This window comes from Pseudomonas extremaustralis, from assembly GCF_900102035.1.
GTDB classification, from domain to species: Bacteria; Pseudomonadota; Gammaproteobacteria; order Pseudomonadales; family Pseudomonadaceae; genus Aquipseudomonas; species Aquipseudomonas extremaustralis.
The window spans coordinates 959,017-982,927 of the sequence record NZ_LT629689.1; the positions used below are offsets into that span (position 1 = coordinate 959,017).

The following is a 23,911-nucleotide window of genomic DNA, read 5'->3' on the forward strand; positions in this document are numbered from 1 at the left end:
GGCTTGCTGGCGAAAAACGCCCAGGCGCCACGTTCATCCTGACGACTCACGTCATCGTTAACGACCCTCGCTGGCAAGCCATCTCCGGTTTTGCATTTCCTCCGGTCGTCGGTCAATTAGCAAGCAAGCTAATTATTCATTTTGACATTCGCTGCCTAAGCAGTAATATCCCGTCACACATTCACTGCCTAGGCAGTAATAAGGTGACTTTGGATGAAGCACTTCACCCCCGAAAACTTCCACAACTGCCACCTCGGCCTGTTGCTGGGCCGCGCCGCGATTCTCAAGGACCGCATCATCGACACCCACATGGAACCCCACGGCATCACCGCCGCGCAGTTCAAGGTGCTGATCATCATGGCGCAGTTTGGCGTCGACACCCCGGCAGAGCTATGTCGCCACCTGTCCCTCGACAGCGGCTCGATGACCCGCATGCTCGACCGGCTGGAGCAAAAAGGTTTGCTCAGTCGTAAGCGTTCCGAGCTGGATCGCCGCCAGGTGCAGCTGGTTCTCACCGAGGACGGTCAGCAGCTGGCGGGCATGCTGCCGCATATCGGCGCCCAGGCGTTGAACCAGTTGGCCGGTGCATTGGAGCCCGGCGAGTTGCAGACCCTGGAAAAGATCCTCAAGAAAATTCTGATAGCTGCCGGTGATTCCATCACCCTGCAGCGGGTAGGTAAAGAATGAACACACGTGCCCTTTGCCTGGTCCTCGCGGCCATGAGCATGGCCGGTTGCGCCAACTTCAGTGGCCTCGATACCCAGGGCCAGCGCCTGGATGCCAACACCCTGCAAACCGGTAAATCCCTCAGCGGCGTGACGCTGTCGAGTGCCGCGTGGCCCCGCGCTGACTGGTGGAAAAGCCTCGGCGACCCGCAACTCGACAGCCTGATCTCCGAGGCCCTGCAAAACAGCCCGGATATGCAAGTGGCCAGCGCCCGTGCCCATCAGGCCGAAGCCGCCGCGTATGCCGCGAATGCCGCGCGTATGCCGACCCTGGATGCCAGCGCCGGCGTGAGCCGCTCGCGCCTGGCCAGGGACCAGGACCCGCTGGGGCAGGGCGACGCTTACTCGACCGTGCGTAACATCGGTGCCAGCTTCAATTACAACTTTGACCTCTGGGGCGGCCAGCGCGCCGCCTGGGAAGCGGCATTGGGCCAGGCCCGTGCCGCCGAAGTCGACCAACAGGCCGCGCGCCTGACCCTCGCCGCCGATGTGGCCAAGGCCTACAGCGACCTGGGTCAGGCCCATATCGTGCGTGACCTGGCCATCGATGACCTCAAGCGCACCCGGACAATGCTCGACCTGAGCCGGCGGCGCCTGAACTCGGGCATCGACAGCCAGTATCAGTACCAGCAGACCGAAAGCCTGGAAGCCAGCTCCCAGTCCCAACTGATCGATGCGGAAAAACAACTGCAGAGCGCCAAGATCGCCCTGGCGGTGTTGCTTGGCAAAGGCCCCGACCGTGGCAATGAGCTGGCCCGCCCGAGTGTGCTCAAGCCCAATGCCGTGGCTGTGCCCTCGGTATTGCCTGCCGAATTGCTCGGCCGCCGCCCGGACCTGATCGCCGCTCGCTGGCGTGTGGAGGCCGCAAGCAAGAACATCGCCGCCGGCAAGGCCAGCTTCTATCCCAACCTCAACCTCAGCGCGAGTGCCGGGGCCGAGTCGTTGCTGGGGGATGCGATGTTCGGTTCGGCCAGCCGCTTCTTCAACATCGCGCCGACGATCTCGCTGCCGATCTTCGATGGCGGCCGCCTGCGCGCCAATCTCGACGCGCGCGACGCCGACTATGACCTGGCCGTGGCGCAGTACAACAAAACCCTGGTGCAAGCCCTGGGCGATATCGGCACCACCCTTTCACAACTGCGCGACACCGGTCGGCAGATCAAGGCCCAGCAACACGCCGCGGACATTGCCCAGCAGTCCTACGACACCGGGATGCAGCGCTACAGCTCCGGGATCGGTAACTACCTGGATGTGCTCAGCATCGAGCAGCAATTGCTCCAGGCCCAGCGTCAGCTGGCGACCTTGAATGCGGCGCAGATCGATCTGTCGATTCAATTGATGCAGGCCCTGGGCGGCGGCTACGGCGCCGACAACGTGGCAGCGACCACCCCAGCCACACGCACGGAATAATTCGAGGTATTTGTCATGGCCACTGCCGAAAGCACCACCGCAACACAATCCAAAGACAACAACCCACGCAAGCGCAAAGTCATGCTGGTCGGCCTGGCGCTGATCGTCATCCTCAGCGTCGTTGGCGTGTGGGGCTGGCATGAACTCTACGGACGCTTCAACGAAAGCACCGACGATGCCTATGTGAACGGCAACGTGGTGGAAATCACCCCGCTGGTCACCGGCACCGTGGTCAGCATCGGCGCCGACGATGGCGACCTGGTCCACGAAGGCCAGGTGCTGGTCAACTTCGACCCCAACGACGCCGCGGTCGGCCTGCAAAGTGCCCAGGCCAACCTGGCTCGCACCGTGCGTCAGGTGCGCGGTTTGTACAGCAACGTCGACGGCATGAAAGCCCAGGTCAATGCGCAGAAAGCCGATGTGCAAACCGCCCTGGACAACTTCAACCGCCGTAAAACCCTGGCCCAGGGCGGGGCGATTTCCCAGGAAGAACTGTCCCACGCCCGCGACAGCCTGACCGCCGCCAAGAACGCCCTGACCAACCTTGAACAACAGCTCAAGACCAGCAACGCCCTGGTGGATGACACCGTGATCTCGTCCCATCCGGACGTGCAGGCCGCCGCCGCACAACTGCGTCAGGCCTACCTGGCCAATGCCCGCAGCACCTTGATCGCGCCGGTCACCGGCTACGTGGCCAAGCGCACCGTGCAATTGGGCCAGCGCGTGCAGCCGGGGACCGCGTTGATGGCGGTGATCCCGCTGAACCAACTGTGGATCGATGCCAACTTCAAGGAAACCCAGCTGCGCGATATGCGTATCGGCCAGCCGGTGGACATCGAGTCGGACATCTACGGCAGTGACGTGAAGTACAGCGGCACAGTGGACAGCCTGGGTGCCGGGACCGGCAGCGCGTTTGCCCTGCTGCCGGCGCAGAACGCCACCGGTAACTGGATCAAGATCGTGCAGCGTGTGCCGGTGCGTATCCATATCAACGCCGAGGAACTGGCCAAGCACCCATTACGGGTGGGCTTGAGCACGGTGGTCAATGTGGACCTGCACGACCAGAGCGGCCCGATGCTGGCGCAACAGCCGCCGCAAAAGGCCTCGTTCACCACCAACGTGTACGACCGCCAACTGGCCGAGGCAGACGCTATGATCACCCAGTTGATCCATGACAACAGCATCGCCGCGCCCAAGGCTGTGCAACGCTGATGAGCCATAACGCCTCCTTCACGCCGCCCAGCCTGCTGATGGCCACCATTGGCCTGTCGCTGGCGACCTTCATGCAGGTGCTCGACACCACCATTGCCAACGTGGCATTGCCGACGATCTCCGGCAACCTCGGCGTGAGTTCGGAGCAGGGCACCTGGGTGATCACCTCGTTCGCAGTGAGCAACGCCATCGCCTTGCCGCTGACCGGTTGGTTGAGCCGGCGCTTTGGCGAGGTGAAGCTGTTCCTGTGGGCGACGATGCTGTTTGTACTGGCGTCGTTCCTCTGTGGTATTTCCACCTCGATGCCCGAGCTGATCGGCTTTCGCGTGCTCCAGGGGTTGGTCGCCGGGCCGTTGTACCCGATGACCCAGACGTTGCTGATCGCGGTCTACCCGCCGGCGCGGCGCGGCATGGCCCTGGCGCTGCTGGCGATGGTCACGGTGGTGGCGCCGATTGCGGGGCCGATCCTCGGCGGCTGGATCACCGACAGCTACAGCTGGCCGTGGATCTTCTTTATCAACGTGCCCATCGGCGTGTTTGCGGTGATGGTGGTGCGTTCGCAGCTGAAGAAACGCCCGGTAGTCACCAGCCACCAGCCGATGGACTATGTGGGGCTGCTGAGCCTGATCGTCGGGGTTGGCGCCTTGCAGATCATCCTCGACAAGGGCAACGACCTGGACTGGTTCGAATCCAACTTCATCCTGATCGGTGCAGCGATTTCGGCGATTGCCCTGGCGGTGTTCATCATCTGGGAACTCACCGACAAGCATCCGGTGGTCAACCTGCGGCTGTTCGCCTACCGCAACTTCCGCATTGGCACCATTGTGCTGGTCCTGGGCTACGCGGGGTTCTTCGGCATCAACCTGATCCTGCCGCAGTGGCTGCAAACCCAGATGGGCTATACGGCTACCTGGGCCGGTCTGGCGGTGGCGCCGATCGGGATTCTGCCGGTGGTGATGTCGCCGTTCGTGGGCAAGTACGCACCCCGGTTCGACCTGCGCCTGCTGGCGGGCCTGGCGTTCCTGGCGATTGGCTTGAGCTGCTTCATGCGGGCCGGCTTTACCAATGAAGTGGACTTCCAGCACATCGCCCTGGTGCAACTGTTCATGGGCATCGGCGTGGCGCTGTTCTTCATGCCGACCTTGAGCATCCTGATGTCCGACCTGCCACCGCACCAGATCGCCGACGGCGCCGGGCTTGCGACCTTCCTGCGCACCCTGGGCGGTAGTTTTGCCGCGTCGTTGACCACCTGGATCTGGATTCGCCGCGCGGACCAGCACCATGCCTACATGAGCGAGAACATGACCACCTACGACGCGGCGACCCGCGATGCGTTACAGGCGCTCGGCGGGGCAGGGCACAAGGCGTATGCGCAACTGGACCAGATCCTCACCAGCCAGGCGTACATGATGTCCACCGTGGATTACTTCACGTTGCTGGGGTGGATGTTCATGGCATTGATGCTGCTGGTGTGGCTGGCCAAGCCGCCGTTCACTGCCAAAGCGGGACCTGCGGCGGCGGGGCATTGATGTTGCGATAACCTCTGGAGCGAGCTTGCTCGCGAAAAATGTGAAACCACCGCGGGGCATCAGGTGCCCCGCGTCAGCGTTGACGAATTTCGCGAGCAAGCTGGCTCCTACAGGGGAGGGGGTCAGTTGCCGGGCAGTGCTAGTTGTGGGTTGACGAAATCGAACGCTGCTAACTGAAACCCTTGCCCATCGACCTGCAGCGCCCAGCCTTGCTTGTCCCAATCCCCCAGCACAATGCGCTTGGCCGCCTGGTCGCCAATCTGCAACTTATGGATGGCCGGGCGGTGCGTGTGGCCGTGGACCAGGGTGCGGACGCCGAACTGCTGCATCACCCGCGGTACTTCCTCGGGGGTGACGTCGACAATATCGTTGGTCTTCATGCGTGTCTGCGTGCGGCTCTCGCTGCGCAGTTTGCGCGCCAGCCTGTGTCGGGTGCGCAGCGGCAGGTGACGCAGGATAAACAGCACGATCGGGTTGCGCAGGATGCGCCGCAGCTTCATATAGCCAAGGTCGCGGGTACAGAGGCTGTCGCCGTGCATCAGCAGCACGGGCTCGCCATACAACTGCACGACACTCGGGTCCTTGAGCAAGGTGGCGCCTGCCGCTTTGCAGAACGCCTTGCCGATCAGGAAATCGCGGTTGCCATGCATGATGAAAATCGGGGTGCCACTGTCGCTCAGTTCACGCAGGGCAGCGCAGATCGAGCGTTGGAAATCGCTCATCCCATCGTCGCCAATCCAGGCTTCGAAGAAGTCCCCCAGAATGTACAACGCCTGGGCGCCACGGGCGCGACCGTGGAGCAGATCCAGAAACGCCCGGGTAATGTCCGGGCGCTCCTCTTCCAGATGCAAATCTGAAATCAGCAATATCACTCAATGATCTCGGCTTTCTCGATGATCACGTCTTCGACCGGTACGTCCTGGTGACCGGCTTTACCGGTGGTCTGCACGCCCTTGATCTTGTCGACGATGTCAGTGCCTTCGGTGACTTTACCGAACACTGCGTAGCCCCAACCCTGCACGTTCTTGCCGCTGTGGTTCAGGAAGGCGTTGTCGGCGACGTTGATGAAGAACTGCGCGGAGGCCGAATGCGGCTCCATGGTACGGGCCATGGCGACGGTGTACTTGTCGTTGGAAAGGCCATTGTCCGCTTCGTTCTGGATGCTTGGGCGCTTGTCTTTCTTTTCTTTCATGCCCGGCTCGAAACCGCCGCCCTGGATCATGAAGTTGCCGATGACGCGGTGGAACACCGTGTTTTCGTAGTGGCCGGCTTTAACGTACTCGATGAAGTTGGCGACGGTGAGCGGCGCTTTCTCGGCGTTCAGTTCGATGACGATGTCGCCGTGGTTGGTGCTCAGTTTGACTTGAGTCATATCTACTACTCGTTCAGGAAATTCGTGGGGCGCGCGTGTCAGGCGCCAGACCGGCATGGCTAAACAGCGGCCAAGGCGCGCAGTTTAGCGTGCCCGCCAGGAATTTCGAGGTGGTTTTTTACCGCCCAGGCAATTAAAGCCGCAGTTTTCGGCCGCGCTCTGTCAGCGGGTTGACAGGTTCGGCTATGATAAGCGCTTTGTTTTATCGGCCTAACCTGGCCCAGTACTTCCGTCTGTTCAAGGATCCTATGAGCAAGCCCACTGTCGACACTACCTCGAATTCCAAGGCCGGACCTGCCGTCCCGGTCAACTTCCTGCGCCCGATCATCCAGGCGGACCTGGATTCGGGCAAGCACACGCAGATCGTCACCCGTTTCCCGCCAGAGCCCAACGGCTACCTGCACATCGGTCACGCCAAGTCGATCTGTGTGAACTTCGGCCTGGCCCAGGAGTTCGGTGGCGTCACGCACCTGCGTTTCGACGACACCAACCCGGCCAAGGAAGACCAGGAATACATCGACGCCATCGAAAGCGACGTGAAGTGGCTGGGCTTCGAATGGTCCGGTGAAGTGCGCTATGCCTCGCAATATTTCGACCAGTTGCACGACTGGGCCGTGGAGCTGATCAAGGCCGGCAAGGCCTACGTCGACGACCTGACTCCGGAGCAGGCCAAGGAATACCGTGGCAGCCTCACCGAGCCTGGCAAGAACAGCCCGTTCCGCGACCGTTCGGTGGAAGAGAACCTGGACTGGTTCGCCCGCATGCGCGCCGGTGAGTTCCCGGATGGTGCCCGCGTACTGCGCGCCAAGATCGACATGGCCTCGCCGAACATGAACCTGCGCGACCCGATCATGTACCGCATCCGCCATGCCCACCACCACCAGACCGGTGACAAGTGGTGCATCTACCCCAACTACGACTTCACCCACGGTCAGTCGGACGCCATCGAAGGCATCACTCACTCCATCTGCACCCTGGAGTTCGAGAGCCACCGTCCGCTGTACGAATGGTTCCTCGACAACCTGCCGGTACCGGCGCACCCGCGTCAGTACGAATTCAGCCGCCTGAACCTGAACTACACCATCACCAGCAAGCGCAAGCTCAAGCAACTGGTGGATGAAAAGCACGTCAACGGCTGGGACGACCCGCGCATGTCGACCCTGTCGGGCTTCCGCCGCCGCGGCTACACCCCGGCGTCGATCCGCAACTTCTGCGAGATGGTCGGCACCAACCGCTCCGATGGCGTGGTCGACTACGGCATGCTCGAGTTCAGCATCCGCCAGGACCTCGACGCGAACGCTCCGCGCGCCATGTGCGTGCTGCGTCCATTGAAAGTCGTGATCACCAACTACCCGGAAGACAAGGTCGATCATCTCGAACTGCCGCGTCATCCGCAGAAAGAAGAACTCGGCGTGCGCAAGTTGCCGTTCGCCCGTGAAATCTACATCGACCGCGATGACTTCATGGAAGAGCCACCCAAGGGCTACAAGCGCCTGGAGCCGAACGGCGAAGTGCGCCTGCGCGGCAGCTACGTGATCCGCGCCGACGAAGCCATCAAGGACGCCGATGGCAACATCGTCGAACTGCGTTGCTCGTACGACCCGGACACCCTGGGCAAGAACCCTGAAGGCCGCAAGGTCAAGGGCGTGGTCCACTGGGTACCGGCCGCGGCCAGCATCGAATGCGAAGTGCGCCTGTACGACCGCCTGTTCCGCTCGCCGAACCCTGAGAAGGCTGAAGACAGCGCGAGTTTCCTCGACAACATCAACCCTGACTCCCTGCAAGTACTCACTGGTTGTCGTGCCGAGCCATCCCTTGGCAACGCACAGCCGGAGGACCGTTTCCAGTTCGAGCGCGAAGGTTATTTCTGCGCGGATATCAAGGACTCGAAACCGGGCGCTCCGGTATTCAACCGTACCGTGACCTTGCGTGATTCGTGGGGCCAGTGATTAAGGAACCGTCGTGCTAACGATCTACAACACGCTCAGCAAGAGCAAAGAAGTCTTCAAGCCGCTGGATGGCAACAAGGTGCGCATGTATGTGTGCGGCATGACCGTATACGACTACTGCCACATCGGCCACGGCCGCAGCATGGTTGCCTTCGACCTGGTGACTCGCTGGTTGCGTTTCAGCGGCTATGACTTGACCTATGTGCGCAACATCACCGACATCGACGACAAGATCATCAACCGCGCCAACGAAAACGGTGAGTCGTTCGACGCCCTGACCGCGCGCATGATCGCCGCCATGCACGAGGACGAGGCACGCCTCAACATCCTCAAGCCGGACATGGAACCGCGTGCCACGGATCACATCCCTGGCATGCACGCGATGATCCAGACCCTGATCGACAAGGGCTACGCCTACGCCCCGGGCAACGGTGACGTGTACTACCGCGTCGCCAAGTTCATGGGCTACGGCAAACTGTCGCGCAAGAAAATCGAAGACCTGCGCATCGGTGCGCGCATCGAAGTCGACGAAGCCAAGCAAGACCCCCTCGACTTCGTGCTGTGGAAAGGCACCAAGCCGGGCGAGCCAAGCTGGGAATCGCCCTGGGGTCCAGGTCGTCCGGGCTGGCACATCGAATGCTCGGTGATGTCCACCTGCTGCCTGGGCGAGACCTTCGACATTCATGGCGGCGGTAGCGACCTCGAGTTCCCGCACCACGAGAACGAAATCGCCCAGAGCGAAGCCGCCACCGGCAAGACCTACGCCAACGCCTGGATGCACTGCGGCATGATCCGCATCAACGGCGAGAAGATGTCCAAGTCCTTGAACAACTTCTTCACCATCCGCGACGTGCTGGAAAAGTACCACCCGGAAGTGGTGCGTTACCTGCTGGTCTCCAGTCATTACCGCAGCGCGATCAACTACTCGGAAGACAACCTCAAGGACGCCAAGGGCGCCCTGGAGCGTTTCTACCACGCGCTCAAAGGCCTGCCCGCAGTGGCTCCGGCTGGCGGCGAAGCGTTCGTGGCACGCTTCACCGAAGTCATGAACGACGACTTCGGCACCCCGGAAGCCTGCGCGGTGCTGTTCGAGATGGTCCGCGAGATCAACCGCCTGCGTGAGAGCGATCTCGACGCAGCGGCTGGCCTGGCGGCGCGCCTGAAAGAACTGGCGAGCGTGCTGGGCGTGTTGCAGATGGAAGCCGATGACTTCCTGCAAGCCGGTGCCGAAGGGCGTGTCGATGCAACTGAAGTGGACGCGCTGATCCAGGCACGCTTGGCGGCTCGGGTCAACAAGGACTGGGCGGAGTCCGACCGTATCCGTGACCAACTGACCGCGATGGGTGTGGTGTTGGAAGACGGTAAGGGCGGGACGACGTGGCGGTTGGCTGATCAGGCTTGATCTGTAGGCGCTGAATGAAAAACGCCCCGACTGGTTCGGGGCGTTTTTTTGCGGACTCGCTTAGGGGCGTTGCCACCACCAGTTCAGGTCGCGTTTGACCGGAAGTGCCAGTGGGTGTAACAGGAAACATATGAATGCGAACCAACCTATTGATGGGTAGGTTTCAATGAGTTCCGGGCAACTACCAAAATATAAATATTTATCAAATTTGAAAGCCTCCAGAAGTGGCATCATGAAGAAAATATTTATTGCGAGCCCCAAGTAAAACTTTGTATATCCGAGATTTTTGCTGGAGAGGATGACTTTCATGCTGTAGGCAACTAGCAGGCCAAAAATTGAAAATGCAGGGAATGCCCAGATGATCATTTTTTTAACTCTTCGTGTATTTGCTTTAGTGTCACTGCATCTATGGTCGCCTCCGTCGTCAGTGAAATCGGATGCATGGTTTTATAGGCTCGCACATTGTCTGCGTCGAGGTATCTGAACAGGCGCCAGGCATCAGGCTTTAGCACGCGCCTAGCGAGACTAGTAACGGACAGCCCGATATCAACGGCACCATAGGCTATGTCGGCCTCTCCCTCGCCATAACCCATCGCGGATGATAGCGCCTTATATCCCAGGCGCAGAGGGCCAGTCGTATCTGATTGTCCTGTCATAAGATTACGTCCATTTTCATACATGTTGTTCGCACCATGTGCCATCAGTGGCACTCCTGCGATGACGCAAAGTGTTCCAACTGAGACGTAGCAGATCCCTACCCCCGTGGCGATTTGAAAGCCGCCAGCAACGATACCTAATCCCTTTAATGCGATTTCTCGTGACTGATTCGACAAGCTGCGATGTTCGGTTTCTATCTCGATCAGCCCTTGTGCAAAACTCTTCTCACCTTGCTCAACATCGCTAACAATACTGCGCGCGTAATAGGCCACTTCTCGATTGAACAAGGACCTTGTAATCCCATCGTGCAGATGCCGCGCACTTATCGTGCAAGCATGGTTGGTCAACTGTGCTGCGGCTTCACTGATCTTCCAGAACTCGTGGGAGGTTGATATCGACGTTTCACTTTTTTCTTTCATCGGCTGTCTTGATCCCGGTGTCCTTCCTGGCATTTGTTGCCGATGGACTCCTGGGTCGAACAACCGGCAGAAATCAGCCCTTGGGTTTCGCCGATGAGGGTCATGTAACCGTGATTAGCCATAAAGATCTCCTGACGTGTACGGCTTTCAGATTACGAAAAAAAACAAATAGGAAATATCGGATGTTTCGCTTTGAAGGGTGTGAGTTATATGTAGGATATTTTCCTGTTTCTGCGCAGCATGTTGTATTTGCGGCTTTTTTTCGGTCTGGAGGGCGATAGGATCGCGTCGCGGGGGGATTGCTGCCGTCGTTGGAATCGATCGGGGCTATGTCGATGGTTTGGCTGGTTGTACGTCCAATGACCCTGGACGGATGGCCAATTGCAGCTACTGGCCATGGGGCACCGCAGAAAACCTGTGTCGTCTTTCTTGACAAATATCTGGATACGATCCTGACTTAAGTCAGAGAACGTCCATGCGGTTCGCGGCGAAACAGTTTTATCTCTTAAAGAATTTTGATCTCCTCACCGGTACGAAGGATATTGAAATGAATAAGATATTTTCTGTATTGGCGCTGCTGTTATGGATGCCAATTTCCCATGCACAAAGTGTGTGGCTGCAACTGCAAAGTCGACACGATACTGTAGAAGTTGTTGAAGTGGCCATCGGTGATTACAGAGTCCCGCCGGCCATTTCAGCAGAACATGCCGCGGTCGAGCGAGGCTGGAAAGTGGTCGCGGTGGATGCCCAAGGTAATACGCTTTATAGCAGTACGCTCGATGACAGCCGTTATCTTCGAGGCGAAGTCTTTAATGAAATAACGGGTGAGATCCGAAGTGTCAGGGAAGCGCCTGCGGTCGAGGGCAGCGAAGAAGTATTGCTCCCCTACGACAGCCAGGTTTCCCGGATCAGGATCTATCGCATTGACCTTAAAACGGATGAAGCACTTAAAGGCAATGTACCGCGCAAACCACTGGTTGAACTTGATCGCCAGGCCATCGAGCGCCTGTCGAAGCGCGCTCCCTTGCGTGGCGTGCTCGGTGATATCGACAGCGATAAAGTTGTCATGCTCAATCCGGACGGCAGCACACAGCGAAAGCCGTTGGTGTTCGCGATTGTCGGGGACGGTTATGCCCAGGAAGATATGGGGACGTTTCGTGAAGATGCCCAGGCGGCCATCGATATCATTATGGGTGATACTGTTTTCGATGCGATTAAAGATAAAGTGGGTTTCTTGCGTTATGACCATGTTTCGCCGGTATCCGGCCAGCCCGATACTAAGAATATTGAAACGATCATGCGGCACAGTAATCAGTTGGGGCATGGCATTTACGATGTGTCCATTAAACTGTCCAGGTTTACGTACCACCAGATCGGCGTCGGTGGGCTGGCCAGTACCAATAAGATTTATATCTTTAAGCCGAGTGCCAATACGCCGCTGGCAATCACATCGATTCCCCATGAAATCGGGCATGCGTTGTTCGGACTGGCGGATGAATACCCCTCTTATGACTACGGCGGATATTGTTCCGGTAACGAGCCTGCGACGCCGAACATTACCCATCAGACCGATAGAGCAAGAATCAAGTGGGGTGACCTGATCGGTGCGCAGACAGCTGTTCCAACCGACGAAAATGCGGCGGAGGCAGGCGCGATAGGTTTGTACACCATCCATAAAGACTGTCTGTACAACGGCGTGCCCCAAGGCGTCATGGGCGGTGGGCGCTATGGCGTGAAGAGTCACGATGCCGGTTGGGGAGCCATCAACGAGCGGCAGATTCGCAGGGTCCTGCATGCCTACCTGGGGAACGATGTGCCGCTCATTTTTGCCCCGTCGGTTGTCATGAAAGTAAAGGTCGGCGAGAAACGCGAGCCCATAACCTCATCTTTCCGTGACAGCCGCGTTCCGTTGATCATGGAAGCAGGGTCGACCAGTGTGCCCAATGCTGGCGGAACGCCGTTTACGTATCGCTGGAAGATATCTGCTGAACTCAGTCCACAGGTCAACGGGCGTTACGCGCAAATCCTGGCCCCCGAAGCACCGCATTTCATGCAATACCCGGTTGAAGTCGAGGTCTCGGATGGCAAGGCTACGAACGCCCGGGCCGAGATGCTGAAAATCCTTCCCACTGTGCGAGTCAAGGGGCAAATCACCGGGGCCTCTTCTGCGGTCGGGGGGACATGGGTGGACCTCACGGCCGACACCTCCCATGAGGGTGGAGATAACCCGGAATTCCAATACAACTGGAGCGTGCCGGCCGGTTGGACCCAACCCATCGGTCTCACTCGTTCGACGTTGCGTGTCCTCGCCCCTACGCCCACTGCCAGCACGCCGTTCGCGCTCAGTGTCCGTGTCACGCCAGTGGTGAACGCGCCAGGTACCGAGAACGATCCCTACCCGCAAAAAATCAGCATTCCTGCCGATGCCGTGACATTGGATACCACCGTGGTCGTTCGGCGCCGGCAACCGGTCGACATTGACCCCTATGCCAAAATCCAGGGGCCTTTGTCGATAAAAAGCGCCCAAGCCTTTCGGCTCGATGGGTCCGGTTCCGAGATCCCCTATTCGTCAGCGAAGATGACGTATCGGTGGAATGCCGTCGATTTTGAGCCATCCAGTTCGACCGAAGTGGCGCCTGAGTTCAAGGCACCGGCGAAAGCGGGCAGTTATCCCGTGTCTCTGACGGTGACCAACAGCGAGAATCGCAGCAACACCGTCACGCGTACCCTTCAGGTCGAGTCCGATGAGGTCACACCTGGCCCCGACAGGTTGGAGGGACCGCAGATGCTGATGTCCGGCGAAGTCGTTACCTTCAACGCCGTCGTCAACAACCTGCAGGATGTTCGCGGCTATAGCTGGTCGTTCTCGCCAGGATTTGTCTTCCAGAACGTGAATGCCCCGAATATCGTGGCGAAGGGGCCTGTGGTCACGCAAAGCACGGCGGGCAGGGTGGTGGTCTTGGTTTATCGAAGCGGCCCCAACCCCACTTCGCTGTCCAAGGATGTCGTGATAGAGCCCAAGCCAGTGGACAGCCCAGCGCCGGTGGCGACGATCAGTGGTCCTGCCACGGTGGAAGCGGGCAAGACACTGACGCTGTCGGGCGTGGGGTCGAGCGGCGACAATCTGCGTTATGCATGGACGGCAAATGAGTTTTCGCCTGCGTCTTCCGCCGGGGTCGGTCCGATCTTTACCGCGCCTGCCACGGCTGGCCCACGCACCATCACCCTGACGGTGACCGCCGCCGACAACCGCAGCGCCAGTGCCGATCATACGGTGAACGTCACCGCTCGGCAGGCCAGTGACTGCGCGCCGGCCTGGGTGGCGAGCAAGGCCTACGCGACGCCCAACGAGAGGGTGTCCTATGACGGCTACAACTACGAGGTCGCGCACTGGACGCAGAATAATCGGCCGGACCTGAACTTTGTCTTGAGCGGTGCAGCCAAGCCGTGGCGACGCTTGAGTCCTTGCACGCCCTGAGGCGGGAGGCCCCACTCTCTCTCGCCACGATAAGCCTGGAGCGCTGCGTTATCGTTGACGACCTTCGCGAGCAAGCTCGCTCCTACAAGGGGGGCGGCGCGCCAGGCTTGCAGGCAACGCCAGCTACCGGCTGTTGTAGGAGCGAGCTTGCTCGCGAAAAACCCGAGAGCGCCGCATTTTTCCAGCATGACCGCGTTATCGTTGACGATCTTCGCGAGCAAGCTCGCTCCTACAATGGGGGCGGCGCGCCAGGCTTGCAGGCAACGCCAGCTACCGGCTGTCGTAGGAGCGAGCTTGCTCGCGAAAAACCCGAGAGCGCCGCATTTTTCCAGCATGACCGCGTTATCGTTGGCGATCTTCGCGAGCAAGCTCGCTCCTACAAGGGGGCCGGCGCGCCAGGTTTGCAGGCAACGCCAGGTACCGGCTGTTGTAGGAGCGAGCTTGCTCGCGAAAAACCCGAGAGCGCCGCATTTTTCCAGCATGACCGCGTTATCGTTGACGACCTTCGCGAGCAAGCTCGCTCCTACAAGTGCCTTGTGGCACCGCCCACCTGTAGGAGCGAGCTTGCTCGCGAAAAACTTCAAGGCACCGCCGGCATCCAGGCTGCCCGCGTTATCGGGATGCTGCGGCTATGGCGTTTTTTCAGTGCGACGGCTGCTGACCTCGGCGGGCACGTCATCGCCGGCCATGCGCTTGCGGAACAGCGCCGTCCTGGCCAGCAGCAAGGTGGTGACCGGCACCGTGATCGACAGCAAAACCGGGATCAGCCACCCATGCAGTACCGGGCCGGACTTGAGCATCGAAAAATAGAGGATCGATGCCAGCGCCACGCACCAGGCCCCCAACGTCGAGGCCAATGCCGGTGGGTGCATGCGCTGGAAAAAGTCCTTCATGCGCAGCAACCCGATTGCGCCAATCAACGCAAACATGCTGCTCAGCACCAGCAGCACGGCCACGCACACTTCAATCCATAGCGGCATCATTCGATCACCTCGCCACGCAGCAGGAATTTGGCCAGGGCAAACGAGCCCACGAAGCCAAACAGCGCAATCAGCAACGCCGCTTCAAAGTAGGTGTCACTGGCATAGCGAATGCCCAGCACCAGCATCATCAGCATCGCCAGGATATACAGGTAGTCCAGCGCCAGGACCCGGTCCTGGGCCGACGGGCCTTTGAACAGGCGCACCAGGGTCAGCACCATGGCCAGGGAGAACAGGAACAGGCTGAACAGGATCGCATTGGCGAGCAGGGGGCTCATTCGAAGATCTCCATCAGGGGTCGCTCGTAGGTGGTCTTGAAGTGCTCGATAAACCGCGCTTCATCGTCCAGATCGAACACGTGCAGCAGCAGGATGCTGCGGTCCAGGGCCAGTTCCGACCAAATGGTGCCGGGGACCACGGTGGTGATCATCGACAGCGCAGCCAGGCCGTTGGCGTCGCGCAGGTCCAGGGGGATCTTGATAAAGCGCGAACGTGGCGGACGCGAGCCGCACACCAGTACCCCCCAGGCCACTTGCAGGTTGGACACGATCACGTCGCGGCCCACCAGGAAGAACAGGCGGATGACCACACCGGGACGTCGGATGCGGATCGGCAGCGGACGCAGCGGCGCCATCAGCAGTGGCGCGAGAAAGCCCATCAACGCACCTAGCAGCAGGTTGCCGGGGCTGGCCGACAGGTTCAGCACCAACCACAACACCCACAGTGCCAGGGACAGCCACGGAGCAGGGAACAGCCGTTTCATGGTTGCACCTCCAGCGCGGCGGCCTTGGCTTCGGGGCTGAGCACCGGACGCGTCGCCATCACCGCCATCACGTAGCGTTCGGGGTTGTTCAGGCTGTCGGCGGCGGCCTGGGTGTAGCGCATCAGCGGTTCGGCCTTGAAGGTGAGGAGAATGCTCAGGCCGAGCAGCAAGAAGATCGGCACGCACTCATAGCGGCGCAGCAGTGGCGAGGGCCGTTCTTCCGGAGTCCAGAAACGCTGGATGCCCAGGCGTGCAAAGGCGATCAGCGAGGCCAGCCCGGAGAGGATCAGCAGTGCCACCAGGCCCCAGGCGGCGGGGCGGATCGGCGTGTCACCGCTTGCCCCCAGGCCAGACGGATTGACCAGTGCACTCAACAGGCCGAGCTTGCCGATAAACCCGGACAGCGGCGGCATGCCGATGATCAACAGTGCGCAGGCGATAAAGCTCAAGCCAAGGAACGCCATGGTCCAGGGGATGACCTGGCCGACCACGGCTTTCTGCTCGTCATCGAGGTTCACGCCGGGCCGCGGATGCAGGGATTCCATGGCCTTGGGCAGCGCATCGATCTCTTCGTCCAGCGGCAGGTCGTTGGCCGAGCGCGACCGTTCGATCAACTCGGCCAACAGGAACAACGCGCTCAATGCCAGCGTGGAACTGACCAGGTAAAACAACGCACCGGCCGTCAGGCTTGGCTGGGCAAAACCCACCGCCGACAGCAGGATCCCGGCGGACACCAGAATGCTCAGGCTCGCCATGCGTTCCAGGCGCTGCGCCGCCACCATCGCCAGTGCCGCGCAGACGATGGTGGCCATTCCGCCATACACCAGCCAGTCACCGCCAAACAATGCCGAGGCACCGGCCTGGCCGGAGAACAGCAGTGTCCACAGGCGCAGTACGGTGTACACGCCGACCTTGGTCATGATCGCGAACATCGCCGCCACCGGCGCGCTGGCCGAGGAATAGGCCGGCGCGAGCCAGAAGTTCAGTGGCCACATGCCGGCTTTGGCCAGGAAGGCGGTCGCGAGGATCGCCGCACCAGCATGCAACAGGCCACGATCGGCTTCCGGCACCAGCGGGATCTTCAGCGCCAGGTCGGCGAAGTTCAGCGTGCCGGTGACGCCATAGATCATCGCCGCACCGATCAGGAACAGCGTCGATGCCAGCAGGTTGATCGCAATGTAATGCAGCCCCGCCGATACCCGCGCACGACCCGAACCGTGCAACATCAGGCCATAGGACGCCGCCAGCAGCACCTCGAAGAACACGAACAGGTTGAACAGGTCGGCAGTCAGGAAGGCGCCGTACAGGCCCATCATCTGGATCTGGAACAGTGCATGGAAACTGGTGCCCGCCCGGTCCCAGCGAGCCATGGCGAACAGCAGCGCACTTACGCCGATGATCCCGGTGAGCACCATCATCAGCGCCGACAGTTGGTCCACCACCAGCACGATGCCGAATGGCACCTGCCAGTTGCCCGGCAAGTACACGCCAATCGAGCCGGGGCCGCCTTTTTGCGTCCAGTACAGCAGCAGGATCGCGATACCCAGGCCGAGCATGCTGGAGAACAGGTTGATCTTGGCTTTGAGCGGACGGCGTTTCTCGCCGAGCATCAGCATCAGCGCGGCGGTGAGCAGCGGCAGCAGGATCGGCGCGACGATCAGTTGATTCACCCAGTTCATTCCTTGGGCTCCCGGCCGTCCACATGGTCGGTGCCGGTCAGCCCACGGGATGCCAGCAGCACCACCAGGAACAACGCGGTCATGGCGAAGCTGATCACGATTGCGGTGAGTACCAGGGCCTGGGGCAGCGGATCGGTGTAGTTGAGCAGGTCTTGCGGCACGCCGTCCTTGATGATCGGCTCCTTGCCGATGAACAGGCTGCCCATGCTGAAAATGAACAGGTTGACCCCATACGACAGCAGGCACAGGCCCATCACCACTTGGAACGTCCGTGGCCGCAGGATCAACCAGACGCCGGAGGCCGCCAGGACCCCAATGGCAATTGCGATGACTTCTTCCATCAGGCGGCTCCTTCCGTTGTGGCAACCACTTTGGCCTGGTTGCTCGGTTTATGGGCCCGCACGGATTGGTGACCGAGGGCGGTGAGCATCAGCAGGGTCGAGCCGACAACCATGGCGTATACGCCAACGTCGAAGAACAGCGCGCTGGCGATATGAATATCGCCAAGCACCGGCAAGCTGAAATGCCAGGTATGGGTGGTGAGGAACGGGTAGCCGGCAAACAATGCGCCAAGCCCGGTTAGGGTGGCCGAGAACAGGCCGAAGCCCATCCAGCGCATCGGCCGCAGGCTCATCTGTGCCTCGACCCACTGGGTGCCGGCCACCATGTATTGCAGGATAAACGCCACCGACATCACCAGCCCCGCGACAAACCCGCCGCCCGGTTGGTTGTGGCCGCGCATGAACAGGTAGAACGACACCACCAGCGCAATCGGCAGCAGCAGGCGCACCAGCACCGCTGGCACCATCATGTAGCCCAGGGCGGTGTCACTGGCCTGGCGTGGGTTGATCAGGTCGGTGGCCACGTCCGGCGCGAGTTGGCGCTGTTGCGCGGGCAGTTGCATGCTTTCCTTGGAGGGGCGGAAGCGTCGCAGCAGGGCATACACGGTCAGCGCCACGGCGCCGAGCACAGTGATTTCGCCGAGGGTGTCGAAGCCACGGAAGTCCACCAGCATCACGTTCACCACATTGCTGCCGCCGCCTTCGGGGAGGGCGCGGCTCAAGTAGAACGAGGAAATGTCGTTAGGCGTCTGGCGGGTCAGCATCGCGTAGGACAGCAGCGCCATGCCGCTGCCCACCACGGTGGACAGCAGGAAGTCGCGCACCCGGCGAATCCGCGCCTTGCGCAAGGTGTTCGGCAGCGGCGACACCTCCTCGATCCGCCGTGGCAGCCAGCGCAGGCCCAGCAGGATCAGCACCGTGGTGACGACTTCCACCACCAGTTGCGTCAGCGCCAGGTCCGGTGCCGAGAACCACACAAAGGTGATGCAGGTCATCAGGCCGCACACGCTGACCATGGTCAGGGCCGCCAGCCGGTGATACTTGGCTTGCCAGGCGGCGCCCAGGGCACAGGCAATCGCCAGCAGCCACAGGGTCACGAACACAATGGAACCTGGGATTTTCGGGCGGTCGCCCCAGCTCAGGCCACTGTTGAGCATCGGGATCATGCCGCCGATCACCGCCACCAGCACCAGCAGGAACAGCTGGGTCTGCAGGCGCTTGGTACTGATGCGTTTTTCGATCCGGCGCACGCCGCGCATCATCACCACCAGGCAGCGCTCGAAGCCACGCTTGCCATTGAAGTAGCTGATGATCGGCGGGTACTTGAAGCGGCCACGCTTGAGTTGCTTGCGCAGCAGCAGGTACAGCACCACGCCGCCGGACATGGCCACCAGGCTCATGATCATCGGCGCGTTCCAGCCGTGCCAGATCGCCAGGCTGTATTGCGGCAGGACGCCGCCCACCACTGGCAGCGCGGCGGCGGCGAGGATCGAACCGACCACCTGGGCCGGGAAGATCCCCACCAGCAGGCAGGTGAACACCAGCAACTCCACCGGGGCGCGCATCCAGCGCGGCGGCTCGTGCGGAGTGTGGGGCAGGTCGGTGGCGGGCGGGCCGAAGAACACATCGACCGTAAACCGCAGGGCATAGGCCACGCTGAAGGTACCGGCGATGGTGGCGATTACCGGCAAGGCGATTTCCACCCATTTTGTCGCCGAGATAAACACGGTTTCGGCGAAGAACATCTCTTTGGACAGGAAACCGTTGAGCAGCGGTACCCCGGCCATGGACGCACTGGCCACCATCGCCAGGGTCGCGGTAAACGGGATCAAGCGCACCAGTCCACTGAGTTTGCGGATGTCTCGTGTGCCGCTTTCATGGTCGATGATGCCCGCGGCCATGAACAGCGAGGCCTTGAAGGTCGCGTGGTTGAGGATATGGAACACCGCCGCGACGGCGGCCAACGGGCTGTTGAGGCCCAGCAGCAGGGTGATCAGCCCGAGGTGGCTGATGGTGGAATAGGCCAGCAGGCCTTTGAGATCGTTTTGGAACATGGCGCAGTAAGCGCCGAGCAGGAGGGTGATCGCGCCGGCACCGCCGACGATCCAGAACCATTCTTCGCTGCCGGACAGCGACGGCCACAGGCGGGCCAGCAGGAACACGCCGGCCTTCACCATCGTCGCCGAATGCAGGTAGGCCGAAACCGGCGTTGGCGCCGCCATGGCGTGGGGCAGCCAGAAGTGGAAGGGGAACTGCGCGCTTTTGCTCAAGGCGCCGATCAGCACCAGCACCAGCATCAGGGGGTACAACGAATGCGCGCGGATCTGATCGCCCGCCGCCAGCACCTGGTCCAGGTCATAGCTGCCGACGATATGCCCCAGCAGCATCACGCCAGCCAGCAGGCACAAGCCGCCGGCGCCGGTGACCATCAACGCCATATAGGCACCGCGCCGGGCATCGGCGCGGTGGTGCCAGTAGCCGATCAGCAGGAACGAAAACAGGCTGGTCAGTTCCCAGAAAAATACGATCTGGATCAGGTTGCCGGAGATCACCAGGCCAAGCATGGCGCCCATGAAGGCGAGGAAAAACGCGAAGAAACGCGGCACCGGATCGTCCGGCGACATGTAGTAACGCGCATACAGCGAGACCAGCGCGCCGATGCCCAGCACCAGCATTGAAAACAGCCAGGCGAAGCCATCCATGCGCAGCACGAAGTTCAGCCCGAGGCTGGGCAACCACATGAATTCTTCGCGGATCACGCCACCATCGGCGATCTGGGGGTAGAGCAGGGCGACTTGAAGGGTGCCGACCAGGGCGACAAGGCCGGCGAGCAGGGATTCGGTGTTACGTGCGTTGTGCGGCAGCAAGGCCGCCAGACAGCTGCCAATGAATGGCAGAAGCAGTAGAACTATCAGGGACATAGGCTTCTAATCTGCGGGAGTTTGGGATGCATCATACGTGCCGCTTTGGTGATCACCAAACGGCAACATGTGGCAGGATCCTACAAGGTAGGCCCAAAATCCCGGCTTGGCATGCTTTCCGACCTTAGCCCTGTTGCTCTTGTTCCCGCTCGTTCTGCAGTTCGATAGCCTTTTGCCCGCGCGTCTTCAACTCGCTCACGATGACCGCCAATACAATCAACCCCGCCCCCACCATGGCAATCGGCGGGAAACGCTCCCCGGCAATCCGCCCGACTACCCCGGCCCATACCGGCTCACCGGCATAAATCAACGTTGCCCGGGTCGGCGAAACACTCTGCTGCGCCCAGTTCATCGCCACCTGGATCACCGCACTGGTCAGGCCCAGGCCCACCGCGCTGAACAGCAGCAACCACGAAAAGCCCGGCAACGCCTCGCCCATCGGTACCACCATCAGGAACGACAACAACGACGCAGTGGACAGTTGCACCACGGTGACCCGGCGCACATCCACCTGGCCGGCAAAGGCGCTGATCAGAATGATTTCCGCCGCAATCGCGATGGCACCGATCAAGGTCGCGATTTCACCGGGGCTGAAGTCCAGCGAAGCGCCGGCCGGGCCGGTCAACAACATCAGCCCGGCAAACGCGAGCATGATGCCAAGGCTCGGCATCAAGCCCGGACGACGGCCGAGCACCAGCCATTGCAGCAATGGCACGAACGGTACGTAGAGCGCGGTGATGAAGGCCGACTGGCTGCTCAGGATCGTCTGCAGGCCGATGGTTTGCAGCCCGTAGCCGAACATGATCGCCACGCCGATAAATACGCCGGCCTTCAACTCGAACAAGGTCAGGTCGCGCAAGGTGCGCAAGGAAAAGCAGCCGACCACGATGGCCGCTGCCGCAAAGCGCAGGCCGACGAAGAACATCGGCCCGCTGACGGTCATGGCGTGTTGCACCAGCAAAAAGGTGCCGCCCCAGATCATGGTGATGAACACCAGGATGCATTCGGCTTTGCTGAAGCGGTTGAAACGCGAAGGAGAGTTCGGGGGGGTCATGGCGGCTCGGTCTTGCAAGGGAAAGGCACGGACCGCACAATGCGCCGCACGCTGGGCAGTATACTGCGCACCCCCACCCATTGAGCAATATAGTGCACAAAGAAAATCCACAACGGGCTTCGGTCCTGCAGCACGTCAGCCAGAACGTCCGTCGCCTGCGCCGCGCCGCCGACATGAGCCAGACCGCGCTCTCGGAAAAATCCGGGGTCAGCCGGCGCATGCTGGTGGCTATCGAGGCCGGCGAGAAAAACGTCAGCCTGTCCACCCTCGATCGTGTGGCCGAAGCGCTGGATGTGGCCTTCAGCGACCTGATCCAGGCCCCGGATGCCCCCGACCACAGCCGTATCAACGAACTCGCCTGGGCCGGTGACATTCCCGGCAGCAAGGCGGTCTTGCTGGCCAGGGCCCACGCCCGGCGTGAAGTCGAACTGTGGGAAATGCGCTTGGAACCGGGAGACTGCTACAGCCCCGAGCCAGACCCGGAAGGCTGGAGCGTGCAGTTGTTCGTGTTCGAAGGCCACCTGACATTGGTGCTGGACGACCAGGAAAAACACGTCGCCGCCGGTGAGTTCTATATGTTCGCCAGCCGCCAGGCCCACGCCTATCGCAATGATGGCGACGTGGCCCTGCGCTTTGTGCGCAATGTGGTGATCTAACTGTTGACCCGGCAACAGTGGATGGACACTTTGCTGGATTGCGCATTGGCAATGTATCCGTGATGACCCGGCAACCTACTGATTTTATTGACGATTAATTTCAGGCACGACTCCTGCAATCACTCCAGTAATCCCTCGGACCCTGGAGTCGGCCCATGTCAGCCCACCCTCAACACCCTGCTCATATCATCCGCTCAGACGCGGAAGCCATCGAGGTCGCCAAACGCCTGGCCGAACGCTTCGCCGTCGACGCCAGCGTGCGCGACCGCGAGCGACGCCTGCCTGTGGCGGAACTCGACGAATTTTCCGCCAGCGGCCTATGGGGCATCACCATCCCCAAGGCCTACGGCGGTGCGCAAGTGTCCTATGTGACAGTGGCAGAGGTGATCAAGTTGATCGCCGCCGCCGATCCGTCTCTGGCGCAGATCCCGCAGAACCACCTGGGCGTGGTGGATATCCTCTTGCAAACCGGCAGCGAGGAGCAAAAGCGTTACTACTTTGAAAAGGTCCTGGCGGGTTACCGTTTCGGTAATGCCTTTTCCGAGGCCAAGAGCAAAAACGCCGGGACTTTCGATACCCAGATCCGTGTACACGGCGATCACGCCCGCATCGACGGCGAGAAGTTCTACTGCACCGGCGCGCTGTTCGCCCATATCGTGCCCGCCGTCGGCACCAACGAAGCGGGCAAGGCCTTTATCGCCTTCGTCGAGCGCAATGCGCCGGGTCTCACGGTCATCGACAGCTGGGACGGCTTCGGCCAGCGCACCACCGCCAGCGGCGGCGTGACCCTGGACGGCGTGACCGTGCCGTTGAGCGCGGTGATTCCGGCTCACCTGGCGTTCGACAACCCCACCGCCGACGGCCCGATCTCGCAAATCATCCAGGCGGCGGTCGACACCGGCATCGCCTTGGGCGCCCTCGAGCAAGCGAAGCTTTATGCGCGCCAGGCCCGTCCATGGATCGACAGCCAGCAGGATCACGGCTGGCAGGACCCATTCACCATCGCCGCCATCGGTGATCTGGAATGGCGTGTACATGGCACCGAAGCCATCCTCGCCAAGGCCGGTATCGCCGTCGACCAGGCCCTCGCCGAGCCGAACGAAGACACGGTCGCCAACGCTTCGCTGATCGTTGCCCAGGCCAAAGTCCTGTCGGCCGAAACCGCGTTGCTTGCCAGCAGCAAGTTGTTCGAACTGGGCGGCACCCGCTCGGTGACCGGCAAGCACAACCTCGACCGCTTCTGGCGCAACGCGCGCACCCACACCCTGCACGACCCGGCCCGCTGGAAATACCACCTGATCGGTAACTTCGTACTCAACGGCGTGAAACCCGCACGCCATGCCTGGAACTGAGGAGCCTGCCCC

Annotated in this window: 20 protein-coding genes and 1 pseudogene; 9 read left to right on the plus strand and 12 right to left on the minus strand. The window is 60.9% G+C overall.

All coding sequences use genetic code 11. From position 1 onward, the window contains the following. The first annotated feature begins 213 nt into the window (after positions 1-213). Genes BLR63_RS04740 through BLR63_RS04755 form a run of 4 tightly spaced genes read left to right on the plus strand, consistent with a single transcriptional unit; the run spans position 214 to position 4,876 of the window. Positions 214-687, plus strand: a complete 474-nt coding sequence (locus BLR63_RS04740) for a MarR family winged helix-turn-helix transcriptional regulator (protein WP_010564949.1) — start codon at positions 214-216, stop codon at positions 685-687. Further along, positions 684-2,135: an efflux transporter outer membrane subunit gene (locus tag BLR63_RS04745; protein WP_010564950.1), complete on the plus strand. Its 1,452-nt coding sequence runs from the start codon at positions 684-686 to the stop codon at positions 2,133-2,135. The genes BLR63_RS04740 and BLR63_RS04745 overlap by 4 nt, the downstream gene beginning before the upstream one ends. A 15-nt stretch (positions 2,136-2,150) precedes the next feature. Further along, on the plus strand, positions 2,151-3,347 hold the full coding sequence (locus BLR63_RS04750; RefSeq protein ID WP_010564951.1) for an HlyD family secretion protein: 1,197 nt from the start codon (positions 2,151-2,153) through the stop codon (positions 3,345-3,347). Next, positions 3,347-4,876, plus strand: a complete 1,530-nt coding sequence (locus BLR63_RS04755) for a DHA2 family efflux MFS transporter permease subunit (protein WP_010564952.1) — start codon at positions 3,347-3,349, stop codon at positions 4,874-4,876. The genes BLR63_RS04750 and BLR63_RS04755 overlap by 1 nt, the downstream gene beginning before the upstream one ends. Before the next feature lie 122 nt (positions 4,877-4,998). Here the strand turns inward: BLR63_RS04755 and lpxH are convergent, their stop codons facing one another. Continuing rightward, positions 4,999-5,748, minus strand: a complete 750-nt coding sequence (gene lpxH, locus BLR63_RS04760) for a UDP-2,3-diacylglucosamine diphosphatase (protein WP_010564953.1) — start codon at positions 5,746-5,748, stop codon at positions 4,999-5,001. Beyond that, positions 5,745-6,248, minus strand: a complete 504-nt coding sequence (locus BLR63_RS04765) for a peptidylprolyl isomerase (RefSeq protein WP_010564954.1) — start codon at positions 6,246-6,248, stop codon at positions 5,745-5,747. Before BLR63_RS04765 ends, lpxH begins: the two co-directional genes overlap by 4 nt. Positions 6,249-6,496: 248 nt before the next feature. On the opposite strand from BLR63_RS04765, the gene BLR63_RS04770 reads away from it, so the two are divergent. Both BLR63_RS04770 and cysS read left to right on the plus strand, forming a co-directional pair. Then, positions 6,497-8,197 (plus strand): glutamine--tRNA ligase/YqeY domain fusion protein, encoded by a 1,701-nt coding sequence (locus BLR63_RS04770; protein WP_010564955.1) that lies wholly within the window; start codon positions 6,497-6,499, stop codon positions 8,195-8,197. A 13-nt stretch (positions 8,198-8,210) separates the two neighbouring features. After that, complete coding sequence (gene cysS, locus BLR63_RS04775; protein WP_010564956.1) at positions 8,211-9,599, plus strand: cysteine--tRNA ligase; 1,389 nt, start codon at positions 8,211-8,213, stop codon at positions 9,597-9,599. A gap of 60 nt (positions 9,600-9,659) precedes the next feature. On the opposite strand, the gene BLR63_RS04780 is transcribed toward cysS, so the two are convergent. The 3 genes and pseudogenes from BLR63_RS04780 to BLR63_RS04790 all read right to left on the minus strand — a co-directional run. After that, positions 9,660-9,965, minus strand: a complete 306-nt coding sequence (locus tag BLR63_RS04780; protein WP_010564957.1) for a hypothetical protein — start codon at positions 9,963-9,965, stop codon at positions 9,660-9,662. After that, positions 9,962-10,675: a DUF4225 domain-containing protein gene (locus BLR63_RS04785; RefSeq protein ID WP_010564958.1), complete on the minus strand. Its 714-nt coding sequence runs from the start codon at positions 10,673-10,675 to the stop codon at positions 9,962-9,964. The genes BLR63_RS04780 and BLR63_RS04785 overlap by 4 nt, the downstream gene beginning before the upstream one ends. Before the next feature lie 8 nt (positions 10,676-10,683). Continuing rightward, positions 10,684-10,797 (minus strand): annotated as a pseudogene (locus tag BLR63_RS04790) (type VI secretion system tube protein Hcp); the annotation flags it as partial. A 353-nt stretch (positions 10,798-11,150) separates the two neighbouring features. Between BLR63_RS04790 and BLR63_RS04795 the strand changes: the two are divergent. Further along, entirely contained in the window at positions 11,151-14,153 is a 3,003-nt protein-coding gene (locus tag BLR63_RS04795) for a M64 family metallopeptidase (protein ID WP_010564960.1), read from the plus strand. A gap of 629 nt (positions 14,154-14,782) precedes the next feature. Here the strand turns inward: BLR63_RS04795 and BLR63_RS04800 are convergent. The 7 genes from BLR63_RS04800 to BLR63_RS04830 form a co-directional block, all read right to left on the minus strand. Beyond that, positions 14,783-15,136 carry a Na+/H+ antiporter subunit G gene (locus BLR63_RS04800; protein WP_042947407.1) on the minus strand — a complete coding sequence of 118 codons (354 nt, stop codon included), beginning with the start codon at positions 15,134-15,136 and terminating at the stop codon, positions 14,783-14,785. Beyond that, positions 15,133-15,411 carry a K+/H+ antiporter subunit F gene (locus BLR63_RS04805; RefSeq protein ID WP_010566912.1) on the minus strand — a complete coding sequence of 93 codons (279 nt, stop codon included), beginning with the start codon at positions 15,409-15,411 and terminating at the stop codon, positions 15,133-15,135. Before BLR63_RS04805 ends, BLR63_RS04800 begins: the two co-directional genes overlap by 4 nt. Next, positions 15,408-15,896 carry a Na+/H+ antiporter subunit E gene (locus BLR63_RS04810; protein ID WP_010566911.1) on the minus strand — a complete coding sequence of 163 codons (489 nt, stop codon included), beginning with the start codon at positions 15,894-15,896 and terminating at the stop codon, positions 15,408-15,410. The genes BLR63_RS04805 and BLR63_RS04810 overlap by 4 nt, the downstream gene beginning before the upstream one ends. Beyond that, on the minus strand, positions 15,893-17,575 hold the full coding sequence (locus BLR63_RS04815) for a monovalent cation/H+ antiporter subunit D (RefSeq protein ID WP_010566910.1): 1,683 nt from the start codon (positions 17,573-17,575) through the stop codon (positions 15,893-15,895). The genes BLR63_RS04810 and BLR63_RS04815 overlap by 4 nt, the downstream gene beginning before the upstream one ends. Then, positions 17,572-17,916, minus strand: coding sequence for a Na+/H+ antiporter subunit C (locus BLR63_RS04820; protein WP_003192163.1), 345 nt, complete (start codon positions 17,914-17,916; stop codon positions 17,572-17,574). The genes BLR63_RS04815 and BLR63_RS04820 overlap by 4 nt, the downstream gene beginning before the upstream one ends. Beyond that, on the minus strand, positions 17,916-20,837 hold the full coding sequence (locus BLR63_RS04825; RefSeq protein ID WP_010566909.1) for a monovalent cation/H+ antiporter subunit A: 2,922 nt from the start codon (positions 20,835-20,837) through the stop codon (positions 17,916-17,918). The genes BLR63_RS04820 and BLR63_RS04825 overlap by 1 nt, the downstream gene beginning before the upstream one ends. 124 nt (positions 20,838-20,961) lie before the next feature. Next, positions 20,962-21,891: a DMT family transporter gene (locus BLR63_RS04830; protein ID WP_010566908.1), complete on the minus strand. Its 930-nt coding sequence runs from the start codon at positions 21,889-21,891 to the stop codon at positions 20,962-20,964. Positions 21,892-21,983: 92 nt separating this feature from the next. On the opposite strand from BLR63_RS04830, the gene BLR63_RS04835 reads away from it, so the two are divergent. Together BLR63_RS04835 and BLR63_RS04840 are read left to right on the plus strand one after the other, a co-directional pair. Continuing rightward, the gene (locus tag BLR63_RS04835; protein ID WP_010566907.1) at positions 21,984-22,547 is read left to right on the plus strand and encodes a helix-turn-helix domain-containing protein; all 564 of its coding nucleotides are present in this window, start codon (positions 21,984-21,986) and stop codon (positions 22,545-22,547) included. Positions 22,548-22,702: 155 nt separating this feature from the next. Further along, positions 22,703-23,899, plus strand: a complete 1,197-nt coding sequence (locus BLR63_RS04840) for an SfnB family sulfur acquisition oxidoreductase (protein WP_010566906.1) — start codon at positions 22,703-22,705, stop codon at positions 23,897-23,899. Positions 23,900-23,911: the final 12 nt, after the last annotated feature.